This window comes from Staphylococcus sp. GDX8P54P (assembly GCF_017893165.1).
In the GTDB taxonomy this organism is placed as follows: domain Bacteria; phylum Bacillota; class Bacilli; order Staphylococcales; family Staphylococcaceae; genus Staphylococcus; species Staphylococcus borealis.
This window is the reverse complement of the sequence record NZ_JAESMM010000007.1, coordinates 51,187-64,190: the sequence shown is the minus strand read 5'-3', so window position 1 is coordinate 64,190 and position 13,004 is coordinate 51,187. Positions and strand designations below refer to the sequence as shown.

General features: G+C 32.6%; 11 protein-coding genes, 1 pseudogene and 1 riboswitch. Of the genes and pseudogenes, 9 read left to right on the top strand and 3 right to left on the bottom strand.

Annotated features, from left to right (window positions below):
• Positions 1-210: 210 nt before the first annotated feature.
• Positions 211-313: riboswitch (purine riboswitch) on the bottom strand.
• A 217-nt stretch (positions 314-530) separates the two neighbouring features.
• The 4 genes and pseudogenes from KA909_RS02965 to KA909_RS02950 all read left to right on the top strand — a co-directional run bounded on the left by KA909_RS02965 (position 531) and on the right by KA909_RS02950 (position 4,195).
• Positions 531-938, top strand: a complete 408-nt coding sequence (locus tag KA909_RS02965) for a general stress protein (protein ID WP_075108940.1) — start codon at positions 531-533, stop codon at positions 936-938.
• Positions 939-1,086: 148 nt separating this feature from the next.
• A complete protein-coding gene (locus KA909_RS02960; protein WP_053030259.1) occupies positions 1,087-1,755 on the top strand; it encodes a hypothetical protein in 669 nt (222 codons plus the stop codon).
• Between the two features lie 118 nt (positions 1,756-1,873).
• Positions 1,874-2,377 (top strand): annotated as a pseudogene (locus tag KA909_RS02955) (DNA-binding protein); the annotation flags it as partial.
• Between the two features lie 429 nt (positions 2,378-2,806).
• Positions 2,807-4,195, top strand: coding sequence for an L-cystine transporter (locus KA909_RS02950; RefSeq protein ID WP_075108943.1), 1,389 nt, complete (start codon positions 2,807-2,809; stop codon positions 4,193-4,195).
• Between the two features lie 89 nt (positions 4,196-4,284).
• On the opposite strand, the gene KA909_RS02945 is transcribed toward KA909_RS02950, so the two are convergent.
• Positions 4,285-5,040: an NADPH-dependent oxidoreductase gene (locus KA909_RS02945; RefSeq protein WP_210129950.1), complete on the bottom strand. Its 756-nt coding sequence runs from the start codon at positions 5,038-5,040 to the stop codon at positions 4,285-4,287.
• Between the two features lie 157 nt (positions 5,041-5,197).
• Here KA909_RS02945 and KA909_RS02940 point away from each other — a divergent pair, with 157 nt between their 5' ends.
• From KA909_RS02940 to KA909_RS02920, 5 genes are all read left to right on the top strand, one after another.
• A complete protein-coding gene (locus tag KA909_RS02940) occupies positions 5,198-5,977 on the top strand; it encodes a 2-keto-4-pentenoate hydratase (RefSeq protein ID WP_053030263.1) in 780 nt (259 codons plus the stop codon).
• 438 nt (positions 5,978-6,415) lie between these two features.
• The gene (gene ahpC / locus KA909_RS02935; protein WP_053030264.1) at positions 6,416-6,985 is read left to right on the top strand and encodes an alkyl hydroperoxide reductase subunit C; all 570 of its coding nucleotides are present in this window, start codon (positions 6,416-6,418) and stop codon (positions 6,983-6,985) included.
• Positions 6,986-6,999: 14 nt separating this feature from the next.
• On the top strand, positions 7,000-8,523 hold the full coding sequence (ahpF, locus tag KA909_RS02930) for an alkyl hydroperoxide reductase subunit F (protein ID WP_210129949.1): 1,524 nt from the start codon (positions 7,000-7,002) through the stop codon (positions 8,521-8,523).
• A gap of 185 nt (positions 8,524-8,708) precedes the next feature.
• Positions 8,709-10,394, top strand: coding sequence for a hypothetical protein (locus KA909_RS02925; protein WP_210129948.1), 1,686 nt, complete (start codon positions 8,709-8,711; stop codon positions 10,392-10,394).
• A 136-nt stretch (positions 10,395-10,530) separates the two neighbouring features.
• Positions 10,531-11,157: an NDxxF motif lipoprotein gene (locus tag KA909_RS02920; protein WP_053030267.1), complete on the top strand. Its 627-nt coding sequence runs from the start codon at positions 10,531-10,533 to the stop codon at positions 11,155-11,157.
• Positions 11,158-11,398: 241 nt separating this feature from the next.
• On the opposite strand, the gene KA909_RS02915 is transcribed toward KA909_RS02920, so the two are convergent.
• Both KA909_RS02915 and KA909_RS02910 read right to left on the bottom strand, forming a co-directional pair.
• Complete coding sequence (locus KA909_RS02915) at positions 11,399-11,977, bottom strand: histidine phosphatase family protein (RefSeq protein WP_193839773.1); 579 nt, start codon at positions 11,975-11,977, stop codon at positions 11,399-11,401.
• Positions 11,978-12,000: 23 nt separating this feature from the next.
• Complete coding sequence (locus tag KA909_RS02910) at positions 12,001-12,630, bottom strand: LysE family translocator (protein ID WP_210129947.1); 630 nt, start codon at positions 12,628-12,630, stop codon at positions 12,001-12,003.
• Positions 12,631-13,004 lie beyond the last annotated feature (374 nt).

The window sequence follows — 13,004 nt, the reverse complement described above, 5'->3', positions numbered from 1 at the left end:
GAAAGTTTCAGGATCCATGAGCGAACAGGCAATACATATCATTTTAAAATTTCAAGAAGTCGTATATTTAAATGTATTCTTCTTTAAACACTTTATAATTTTAAATTTGTTTTATCTCATAGGATGAAGTGAATGAATATACAACCTCCAAAGTGAAACAACCTTATACAGTATTTCTAGATAGTCATTTAAATAAACATCGTCCATTTTATGTATTGATTCTGAACCCATAGTCATGTCGTTTGTGGCAACATGGTAGAAACTTCTAAAGCCATATTCTTTAGATTATATGAGTGATATAAATTATTTTACGATAATAGCAAACTTTTGCTTGATTTTCAATATCATAGAAATGGTTATAAGCCCTTTCACAATAATATTTTGTCGTGTAAGCGTTTAACTAAATATTGCTCAACACTATTTGTAAACACTTCTTAATTAATTATATAATAACTATAGTTGCGTTTTATAAATATTCTTAAGGGTATATTTTTATTAAAAGTAGGACGAAAAGATGGAGGGCGATTGATATGGCAGATTTTACCGTATTAGATAAGCAAGATGAAATTTATAACGTTGTACAAAAGAAAAAAGCTGAAGGATATTCAGAAAATGAATTAGTCGTTGTAAGTAAAAGTAAATTACACTTAGATGATTTACATGATTCTCAAGTGACTTTAATTGCCACAAGTGGTTCATTTAGTGATCGCATGTCTAAATTATTAACTGGCGAAGACGGTGAAGAAGCTGTTTTAGCTCGTTATGATTTATCTGAGGATCAAAAAGAAAAATACAAAAAAGAAATCTTAGACGGCAAATTTTTAGTAGTTGCTAACAAAGATGAATCTTCACATGACGAAGTTGAGGAAAATAACTCAGCTTACGAAGAAATTGATATCACACATTATGCGAATGAATCTAAAGGTCCAAAATCATAATCACGATTGGATTTAAACTTTGAAGCCGTAAGATGCGCTATAGTAGTGCGTTTATCTTACGGCCTTTTTTCGTCTCATAACGTTTTATTAATGACGTCTTATTATCTAAATATGCTATACTTAAACAAATATTCGTGGGGGTGATATTATGAAATTTCATGTGATTCAATCAATTAAAGATGCGTATTATGACAAAGCAATCGCTTTTTATAATCAACAATTAGATGTAAATTTTTATGAAGATAGCTATATTATTGAGCGATCCTTAAAAAATAATAAAACAGAAAATGATTATACTTTTCTCGTGGGCATACGAGATGATGAAATCATTAGTTTAGCGACAGCACATTATGAAGCAACAACAAATTCAGCCTTTTTAATACACTTAATTGCGAATAACACTTCAGATTATGAAGATGTCCTCGTTAGCACACTACAAGAAATTGAGCATCAATTAAACCTACTTTCTAATAAGGTGCATGCTCGTGATATTAATTTTGTAATGGTTGAAGTGCCTAAAACAGATCACTCATTACAAGACATTAATCAACAAGCAGTCACTCAACGCCAGCAATTATTGCTATCTAATGGCTTTGAAAGACAAAGTGAAATTGATTATATACATCCAAATTACTCAAAAATTGAATCGCCTTTTAAAGTAGATTTATTCATTAAATCAAACATTGAATTAACTAAAGATATATACCCAGCAAGTGTGAAATCAAATTATATTTTAAAATATGTATTTGCTAATGGTATTTCACGCGATATTATCTATCCTTTATTAGTAAAAATGAATTTACGCCTACCACACTAGGAACACTTGAAATGAGCGATATAAAGGGTTAAACTAATAGTCGAGGTTAGACTGACGTTTCACTGACAGAAGACAAACGTCAGTGTACATAAATCAATGAACGAAAGGACTTTCAGCTATGTTAACCAAAGAATTCGCTCAGCGTGTCGAACTAAGTGAAAAACAAGTCCGTAAAATAGTCCAACATTTAGAAGAACGTGGCTATCAACTTAGTAAGACTGAATACCGTGGCCGTGAAGCTACTGATTTTAAAGAAGAAGATATTGAACTTTTCCAAGATATCGCTGAAAAAGTAAAACAAACAAATAGTTATGATTTAGCTTTTGAAGAGCTTGAAAAGGAAAAAGACTTTTTACAAGTCATTGTTAAAGAAGACAATGAACAATTACCTGCGGATCAAAGCGCTACGCAATTAGTAGAAGAATTACGTACAGAAATTCAAAAAATGCGTGAAGAACGTCAAATGCTTGGTCAAATGATCAGTCAAGTTCATCAACAACAAACAGAATTAAAAGAACTTCAAAATCAAATCACTGAAAAATTAGATGTTAATAATCAATCATTATTAGCTATTCAAAATGCTCAAGAAGCCATTCAAACGGCTCAAAAAGAGCAATCTGAATACACTAAAAATGATTTAGTTAAAGAAATTAATGATAAAAATCAACAATCTATCGATACATTAAAAGAGGATATTACGACACAATCTCAGTCATCTCCTCTTGGTAGACCTAACGATGAAAAGAAAGGTTTCTTTGCACGATTATTTAACTTATAAATCTTTCAAATAAAGCGAACAGTTGTGACACTATCAATTTGTCACAATACTATTAATATAAGGGTGAGACAGCATTCATTTTGAATCCACTGCCTCACCCTTTTTTTATATGATTAATAATTTAAAACTTTAAATTGTTTTAATTTAATTAGCTATTGTGTCTTTTCAAAAACTTATAATTTATGCTTTTTATTTCAAAGTATTGAAATATAAAATAAATAGTATTATCCTTATAAAGTATGTCGGAATTAGAATATTATAAGGAGATTCATTATGGGGACTTTTTTTACAGTTATTAATATTGTCATTATGATTGTATTCTTAATTGGGTTATTTATAATGGCTAAAAAACACGTCTCATTTCCTAAAAGAGTATTTACCGCATTAGGATTGGGTATCGTGTTTGGAATTGCTTTACATCTCATTTATGGTGCTAACTCTAAAGTACTTGAAACAACTACAGATTGGTTCAGTATTGTAGGAGACGGCTATGTTGCATTACTACAGATGATTGTAATGCCACTGATTTTCATTTCAATCGTATCTGCATTCAGCAAAATACAAATTGGTGATAAATTCGCTAAAATCGGTACTTATATTTTTATGTTTTTAATTGGAACTGTAGCTATTGCTGCTATCGTAGGAATTTTTTATGCCATTGTATTTGGCCTCGATGCCTCAAGCATTGATTTAGGCAGTGCAGAAAATTCAAGAGGAAGCGAAATTAGTAATCAAGCGAAAGATATAACTGCTAATACGTTACCACAACAAATTCTAGAATTATTACCAAGTAATCCATTCTTAGATTTCACTGGTCAAAGAACAACGTCTACAATTGCAGTGGTTATCTTTGCGATTTTTGTAGGCTTTGCTTATTTACGTGTGGCTCGCAAACAACCGGATAGTGGTAGTTTATTAAAACGTGGTATCGATGCAATTTACTCATTGGTCATGTCTATCGTGACATTTGTATTAAGACTCACACCATACGGTATCATTGCGATTATGGCATCAACAATCGCTACAAGTGATTTCCAAGCGATATGGACATTAGGTAAATTTATGGTTGCATCATATGCAGCATTAATCACAATGTACATTATCCATTTAATATTATTAGCAATTATGGGTATCAATCCAGTTCGTTACGTTAAGAAAACATTCGAAGTGCTTGTATTCGCATTCACTTCTCGTTCAAGTGCGGGTGCATTACCATTAAACATTCAAACGCAAACGCAGCGATTAGGTGTACCAGATGGGATTGCTAATTTCTCAGCATCATTTGGCTTATCCATAGGTCAAAATGGTTGTGCAGGTATTTATCCTGCGATGCTAGCTATCATGGTAGCACCAGTTGCAAACGTAGATATTGATCTACCATTTATACTTACTTTAATTGGCGTTGTTATTATCAGTTCATTTGGTGTAGCTGGTGTCGGTGGTGGCGCAACATTTGCATCCATCCTCGTATTATCAACGTTAAACCTTCCAGTAGCACTTGCAGGGGTACTTATCTCAATCGAACCCATCATCGATATGGGACGTACTGCATTGAACGTTAATGATTCAATATTAGCAGGTACTGGTACAGCTAAGCTGACTGGTAATATGGACAAAGATAAGTTTAACTCAAACGAATATGGAGATTTATCAACAAATTAATTCATATTTTAAAAAGCGTAGCTCAAACGTTACTGTGTTTATTTCAAACAATTGTAATCGTTAGCTACGCTTTCTTTATTAAAACGCGATTATTTCTTCATTAATCCTGATTTATTCAATTCTTCTAACATATCTAAACGTGTTTTTCCACTTAAGAACCCAGCGACTTGTTCTGACCATGTTTCTTGGCGTTTTCCATTCGTTCGTTCTTTATAATAGTTACTAACTGTCTCATCATATTTTTGAATCGCTTCTCTTTGTTCTTTCGCATTACTATTATAAACATTTTTATGGAATACATGATCAAGCGGTAAACGTGGCTTAGGTGCACCATTCTCATCCTCTGCCGGTTCTCCCACAGCCATTCCAAATAATGAAAATGCATATTCAGGTAAATCTAAAATTTCTTTAACACGACCAACATCATTTCGTAGTGAACCTAAATAAACAATACCATAACCCATATCTTCTGCAGCCAAAGCCATATTTTCAGACACTAAAGCCACATCGATTGCGCCTACTAATAACCCCTCTGCTGATTCAAAAGAAGTTTGCATGTCAAAATCAACAGTTTCATTGATTAAATTGTGACGATAATAATCTAAAACAAAGACAAATAAATAGCCATTATCCACAACATATGGCTGTCCTGATACTTCTTTTAATTGTTCTTTAATGTTTGGGTCTTCTACACCAATGATTGAGTATGTTTGTAAATAACTAGACGTTGATGCACTCTGACCTGCTTCTACCAACTTTCTAACTGTGTCGTCACTTAGCGGTTTATCTTTAAATTGTCTTACCGAATGGTGTTTTTTCATTAAATTGTAAACATAGTCTGTCATTGTATCCACTCCTTCAATCCTATTGACTACATCGTAACAATTTATTTTTTATTTTGCTTTTATAAAGAATTACTTATCTTCCATAAACCATTTGCATGATGGTCATTTTATAGTTATCATAATAGTAACAATTTTCAGATATTTAAGGAGAGATAGCATGAGCCAAGCAAATAAAGAAGTATCAAACGCCTTATTTCAAGCATATATGTCAAAGGAACCTATTGAATTTGTAAGTAACACACACACGCTTACTGAACCTGAAGCTTATCAAACACAAGATGATCTTATTCAGCAAATTCAAGCTGAGAAGCAGGTCCCTATCAAAGGTTATAAAGTAAGTATGACAAGTGCTGCAACTCAAGCCATCGCTAATACTAACGAACCAGCTTACGGTACAATTTTATCTCATCAAGTTGTAGAAAATGGTCATGGCGTATCACTCACTACATTATTTGCGCCACTATTAGAACCTGAAATTATTTTTGAATTAACTGCCGACTTACCTGAAGATGCTGACACGCAAACGATATTAGAAAGTGTGAAAATCGCACCAGGAATCGAAATTCCAGATGCACGTTATAAAGATTGGTTCCCTAATTTCACTCTAGGTGACTTGATTTCTGATAATACTGCTACAGGACTCATCGTAGTGGGCGAACGTATCACACCTCTCGATTATGAAGCATTCGCAGATATTAATTTAAAATTATTCAAAGATAATCAGCAAATTGAAACTGGTCACTCTAGTGAAGTGCTTGGAAACCCTATTGAATCCGTGAAATGGTTAAATAAAAAATTACATTCTCATGGCAAATCTTTAAAAAGAGGACAATTTATTTCTTCTGGAACCTTTATTTCTCCTTTAAATTTAGAAGAAGGTACGTATACTGCTGACTATGACAAAGTAGGATCAGTCACAGTTAAAGTCATTGATTAACCATATGTTCCAACATTATCCTGAGTCTTAAATAAATCATTTATACACCCTATTCATTATTATTGAACGGAACAATGAAATCTTCATACTATATGTGGTTTCTATTCCGTTCTTTTTATATTTATTTTATTTTGCATGATCAAAAATATATGTTTAGTTGAGAATGAAAAAGGTTAATTGATATTCAGAAAAAATGATGACACCTATTTTTCAAATTAAAAACTAAAACTTAATCACTTCTTCATTTTCTTAACGACGTGTTAAAAAACCCGTTTTAACAATGTTAAAATAGCATTTTATCACTTATAAGTGCATTAAGTTGACGAATAAGAAATAGCATGTAATAATAATACTTAAGAAATTAGAATTATTATAAACAAGCAATTATTATTATGTAGTTCTAATTAATATTCACGATAATCAGGAGGAATTTAAGTTATGTCTTTAATCAATAAAGAAATTTTACCATTCACAGCGCAAGCTTATGATCCTAAAAACGACGAATTCAAAGAAGTAAGCCAAGATGATTTAAAAGGTTCTTGGAGTGTCGTATGTTTCTACCCAGCTGACTTCTCATTCGTATGTCCAACTGAATTAGAAGATTTACAAAACCAATATGACAAATTACAAGACTTAGGTGTAAATGTATTCTCAGTATCAACTGATACACATTTCGTACACAAAGCTTGGCATGATCATTCAGATGCTATCAGCAAAATCCAATATCAAATGATTGGTGACCCTTCACAAACAATCACTCGTAACTTCGACGTATTAGACGAAGAACTTGGATTAGCTCAACGTGGTACATTCATTATTGACCCAGACGGCGTTGTTCAAGCAGCTGAAATCAATGCAGATGGTATTGGCCGTGACGCAAGCACATTAGTAAATAAAATCAAAGCCGCTCAATACGTACGTCAACATCCAGGTGAAGTTTGCCCAGCTAAATGGGAAGAAGGTTCTGAATCATTACAACCAGGATTAGACTTAGTAGGTAAAATTTAAGGAGGCATTAAAGAATGCTTAATGCTGATTTAAAACAACAATTACAGCAACTTTTAGGACTTATGGAAGGCGATGTAGAATTCAGAGCAAGTATCGGTTCTGATGATAAATCTAAAGAGCTTAAAGCACTTTTAGACGAAATCGCTGAAATGTCTGAGCACATTACAATCGTAGAAAAAGAATTAAAACGTACGCCAAGTTTCTCAGTTAGCAAACCTGATGAAGAAGCTGATATCACGTTTGCCGGAATTCCTTTAGGTCATGAATTTAATTCACTTGTATTAGCAATTTTACAAGTTAGTGGTCGTGCCCCTAAAGAGAAACAATCTATCATTGATCAAATTAAAGGTTTAGAAGGTAAATACAACTTCGAGACATACGTTAGTTTAACGTGTCAAAAATGTCCTGATGTTGTCCAAGCATTAAACCTAATGAGTGTTGTTAACCCTAACATCACGCATACGATGATTGATGGTGCTGTATTCCGTGAAGAGTCAGAAGATATCATGGCTGTTCCTGCAGTATTCTTAGATGGTGAAGAATTTGGTAATGGACGTATGACCATTTCAGATATCTTAACTAAATTAGGCAGCACACAAGACGCTTCTGAATTCGAAGGTAAAGACCCTTACGATGTTTTAATCATCGGTGGTGGTCCAGCTAGTGGTAGTGCAGCCATTTACACTGCTCGTAAAGGACTACGTACTGGTATTATTGCTGACCGTATTGGTGGTCAAGTTAATGATACTGCTGGTATCGAGAACTTTATCACTGTAAAAGAAACAACAGGTTCTCAATTTTCAGCTAATCTCGCAGCACACATTGATGAATATGACATTGATACAATGACAGGCATCCGTGCTACTAATATTGAGAAGACAGATCAAGCCATCCGTGTCACACTTGAAAATGATGCTGTTTTAGAAACTAAGACTGCTATTATTTCAACAGGTGCAAGTTGGCGTAAGCTTAACATTCCTGGTGAAGATCGTTTAATTAATAAAGGGGTTGCTTTCTGCCCTCACTGTGATGGTCCTTTATTCGAAAATAAAGACGTTGCAGTTATCGGTGGAGGAAACTCTGGTGTTGAAGCTGCTATCGACTTAGCAGGAATTGTTAAACATGTTACTTTATTTGAATATTCATCAGAACTTAAAGCAGACACAGTATTACAAGATCGTTTACGTTCACTATCAAACGTAGACATTCACACGAGTGCAAGAACTGCTGAAGTATTAGGTGAAGATCATGTAACTGGTATTAGTTACGAAGATTTAACTACTGGCGAAATGAAAGAATTAAGCTTAGATGGTATCTTCGTACAAATTGGATTAGTACCAAACACACATTGGATTGGTGACGCAGTAGAATTAAATAACCGTGGCGAAATTGTTATTGATCGTAATAACAATACAAACGTTCCAGGTATATTTGCGGCTGGTGACGTTACTGACCAAAAAAATAAACAAATTATTATTTCTATGGGTGCTGGTGCCAATGCGGCATTAAATGCATTCGATTATATCATTAGAAATTAATTACTATCTAAGGATAGGTGTAAGGTCTTTATGACCTTGCTTCTTATCCCTATCAATCACTTAACCTATCAAATATCTTCATATATAACAGAGACCCATGTAAGGGTCTCTGTTTTTTGTGTGACTTTCATATTATCTATGATAATCTAAACTTATGCAGATAAATAACATTGGAGGTCTTCTTTATGTATGAATCGCTATCTCTAATTTCAGAGGAACAAACGAGTAACTTGAAGCAACTTGTAAATCCACCATCTTATTACAGCAAAGCCGATATGTTGTTTGAACTCGCTTCACAACCTAAAACATTAACGCGACTTTACAATGAGATGAGTCAATCTGAGAAAAATTATATTAGTACTTTTTTAAAAAATGGTGAATCACTCATTCTAATTAATAAGAGAAAATTAAAAAAGTTACCTATTTGTTATAAATATGGCATTGTTACATTTGTAAAAGAAGATACGTTTGTCGTAAATAATCTCATACTGACTATGTTGAACGAAGTGGTTTTAAACAAAAAGTACCCTGAGTTTCCACCAAAAACCATCAGAGAAGAAGATTATGTTATGAAACTTCATGGGCAATATACAGCAATTGAAAAGTATAAAAACGTTTCTCTTAAAGAGGAAATGGCTGAATATAATATGGAAAGTCTAAAAGATATTTGTCGTTCTTATAAAATTAAAGGGTTCTCTAATAAGAACAAAGCCTCAATTATCGATTTAATAAATGACGCTTTCTTCCGAGATTTTTCAATTTTAAAACAGGAATTCGGACGAATGCCCCGTAGAATACTAGATATCTTTGTAGATACATATAAATCTGGTAAAAATGTTGATACGAATTATGACTTCAATGCATTAAATGCATACTTAGGTATGGATTTCCAGGTCTTAGAAAGACATCTATTTATTTTAAGATTTGATATACGTAGCGAAGTTATTATCATACCACAGGATGTTATGAATCATTTTTCACAATATGTGAATGATATTGGTGGGTTAGATAATCTTTTGCCCGATTTACTGACTATTAATAACGACGTCCCCTTCTTAGATGAAGATGACTATATTGATGAAGAATTGAATCTTTTATTCGATGTAAATAGCGATCATATTAACAAACTTATAGATATGGGCGTTGAAAACATCGATGAGCATGATTTAGAAAAATTATTAAGCGATGAGATTCTAGATTCTACATTTACGAATAGTGTTAATAATTTGTTAAAAGAAGCACATGTTGAATATAAAATAAGCGAAATGAAGGATCAAAATAAAAGTGATAAAGAAATTACCTTATTTAGATTTTATACTGCAGCAACAAATTTATATGGTGTCGTATCACTGCAATTCGTTTCAAAATTATTAAAACGATTATTAAACACATCAAAATCAAGCAATGAAATTAAATTCCATATTCAATCTTTAAATATGCATCACTTCACAGTTATTAAGCAAGGGTATTTAGTCCATCCAGTAATGGCAAATTATATTGATCCAACTTATGTTGAATCATTAGATCTTGATTATTATGAACCAAAGACATTAAAAGAGTTACTTTCTTTCGATGTCCATGAATATTATAAAGCGGACAAAGTGATTAAAGAATTTAAAACGTTCATAAAACACTACTTCACTACTGATGATAAAGAAGAGATACACACGGATATGACTATGTTATTCCACGAATTACGTTCATCTTCAGACTTAGATGAAGCGATTATGGCTATTGAAGTTATGATTGCAGGAGATATGCTGTACCCTATTCCCGAGGATAAACTAACCGAGCAAGTAGAACAGGTTTGGACTCATTTAAGACTTTGGTTTGCAAAAGGTAATACAATAGTAGAAATACAAAATATGTAGATGGATAAATGCCACAAATTGTTCATAGATAATTGTGATTTTAAGCACTTAACATTCAATTATTTTTCAATAAATGATAATCTATTACTATGTAAAATTATAGTTGCGTTACTAATAAAGGAGATTTTAGAAACCTATGAAGAAAAGTTTAATAATAGGTCTCTTTTTATCATTATTACTAACATTAAGTGCTTGTGCACCTAAGGAGAATAATGATTCAACAGACCATCATAGTAATGGTGTTAATGCACCTAAAAATGCTAAAGCGTTGAAAGAGAGCGATATTTTCACTTCCGATAAAAAGAATCAAAAACTAACTGAAGATGAAATGAATAAAGCCATTAAAAAATATTTAGATGTAAATAGTGATATTTTAGATAATAAATATGTAATGCAAAGCCAAATTGACCGTCAAAGTACAGGTCAAACACACGTTACGGATGAACAAGCCAAAAAACTTAGCAACTTATCAAATTTGGCCGTTAAAAACGATATACATTTCAAAGATTTCGTAAAAAACAATACGTTACCTTCTGGTTATAAAGAAAATACGGAGCGAATTATTAACTACTTCCACGCCTTAAATAGTACGATTGCGGATGTAGATAAGAGTATTGAACAACTTAATTATGAACCTCAAAATACAATTAATGTCGTCGATGTGCCTACGCATTATGCAGGTGATGTGAATGGTAAACAACAAGATAAAATCCAAAAATTCCTAGATGATAAAAATATTAAGTCTGACGTATTAGATAAATAAAAAACATACTAAGATTAGCTGTAGAGAGAAGTAGACTGTACGCTCTCAGCTTGCTTAGCTTGTAGAATTTCTTAGTGAAATTCTCTTTGGTGAAGCCCGCCCGCAAGGTTGACTAGAACTGAAAAAGCTTGATTTAAGCGCTTTTTCAGTTCAATCAGCTACTGCGAATTTACAAAATAACACCATTATATTATGTATGTCCCAACCTCTTTTAATTGTTAAGCAATTATTTTCATACATATTATATTTCTAAAAAGTATGGCTTACAATTGTCGACATTGTAATCTAATGCTTCATCCTCATCAATCATATTGAAATATGCAAATATACAACGAATAACGACTTGATGTGCTACAATCACAATTGTTTTATCATCATGACGATTCAATTGTTCAAAAAATAGATGAACTCTTTGATATACATCTCTATAACTCTCACCCTCAGGCGCTTTTTGAGTGAAACTATGACGGAAATCTTTATACTCCGGATCATTAAAGTAACGATGATACTCCGCATCATGCATCAACGTATCTTTATACTCGCCCTCAAACACGCCAAGTGAACGTTCACGAAGCAATGACGTAATTGTCGTCGGTATCTCATAAGGAAAGATATAGCGATAGGTTTCTTGCGTACGCGTTAAGTCGGATACATAGACGTGATCAATTTGTCTTTCTTTAAAATAACTTTCTAAATTTTGTGCACCCTCAATACCCTTTTTAGTTAGTGGTACATCTAATTGACCACAGAAATAAGCTCTTTTATGTTTGTTGTCATAATTTGATTGTGATTCACCATGTCTCACTAAATATAGTTTCATATACTACAATCCTTTACTTTAATTTAACTACTCTTGCTTAATAATAAATGAATGGATAACCCAATTAAAATGATACCTACCATATAATCGAATGCAGCTTTTATTTTCGGTTGACTGAATAGTAACTTAATATATTGAAATACAAATACACAGAATAAAAACCAAATTAAGATAACGATGATGACAATTATAGATAAAACGGCTACTTGTGACTTTACTTCAATACCACCCGTTGATAGAAATTGAGGTAAAACACTCACATAATACAGTAGTGCTTTAGGATTTAAAATAGTGCTAATAAAGCCTTGACGATACGAAGTAAAATAGCTCATATCATCTATGCCAATACGAGTTGTATTAAAATTCATCGACTGACGTGCGGTGCGAATACTTTGTACGCCTAAATACACTAGATAGCACGCACCAAGTATTTTAATGATCAAAAATATGTAATATAAACTTGTAAGGATATATATAATGCCCAACACAGCTAATGACGAATAAATGACATGTGCAAAAGTGATACCTAATGCTGACATTGCCCCATTTACTTTACCCGAATGGATTGTATTTTTCATAACAATTAAAAAATCGGGACCAGGCACTATAATGATAAGTAACGTAATAGTAATAAAGGTTAAGATACCTTCCATATACACACCCACTTCAATTTAATATTATATAGATTATGGCATACTTAAATTGTAAATGTAAGTCTACGGGTAGTCTAAAATTCCAAAAGTAGCACGATTCTTTAGCGTTTAATACTTAACTTAAATACGACTTTTACAAATCATAGGACTAAACGAAATTTTTTAATATTTTAAGTACTTTTCATTGTCATTATGGTCGGTTACATGGTAGTATAAGGGTGTAGTTAAATAATAACTACAAAGTCTTTTATATTCATGAACATAATACTCCTGGGTGACGCCTTAACCCGACGTCACCCTCTTTTTATGCCCAATTTTAATCCCTTTTCCTAGTACTCCTCACAAAATAAACACCGAAATGATAATCATTAGCA

What these genes read in the sequence shown, in the direction of transcription:
- KA909_RS02910 (WP_210129947.1), bottom strand. Translation starts at nt 12,630, where the DNA reads ATGGAAGGTATCTTAACCTTTATTACTATTACGTTACTTATCATTATA.
- KA909_RS02960 (WP_053030259.1), top strand. Translation starts at nt 1,087, where the DNA reads ATGAAATTTCATGTGATTCAATCAATTAAAGATGCGTATTATGACAAA.
- KA909_RS02950 (WP_075108943.1), top strand. Translation starts at nt 2,807, where the DNA reads ATGGGGACTTTTTTTACAGTTATTAATATTGTCATTATGATTGTATTC.
- KA909_RS02920 (WP_053030267.1), top strand. Translation starts at nt 10,531, where the DNA reads ATGAAGAAAAGTTTAATAATAGGTCTCTTTTTATCATTATTACTAACA.
- KA909_RS02925 (WP_210129948.1), top strand. Translation starts at nt 8,709, where the DNA reads ATGTATGAATCGCTATCTCTAATTTCAGAGGAACAAACGAGTAACTTG.
- KA909_RS02940 (WP_053030263.1), top strand. Translation starts at nt 5,198, where the DNA reads ATGAGCCAAGCAAATAAAGAAGTATCAAACGCCTTATTTCAAGCATAT.
- ahpC (WP_053030264.1), top strand. Translation starts at nt 6,416, where the DNA reads ATGTCTTTAATCAATAAAGAAATTTTACCATTCACAGCGCAAGCTTAT.
- KA909_RS02915 (WP_193839773.1), bottom strand. Translation starts at nt 11,977, where the DNA reads ATGAAACTATATTTAGTGAGACATGGTGAATCACAATCAAATTATGAC.
- KA909_RS02965 (WP_075108940.1), top strand. Translation starts at nt 531, where the DNA reads ATGGCAGATTTTACCGTATTAGATAAGCAAGATGAAATTTATAACGTT.
- KA909_RS02945 (WP_210129950.1), bottom strand. Translation starts at nt 5,040, where the DNA reads ATGACAGACTATGTTTACAATTTAATGAAAAAACACCATTCGGTAAGA.
- ahpF (WP_210129949.1), top strand. Translation starts at nt 7,000, where the DNA reads ATGCTTAATGCTGATTTAAAACAACAATTACAGCAACTTTTAGGACTT.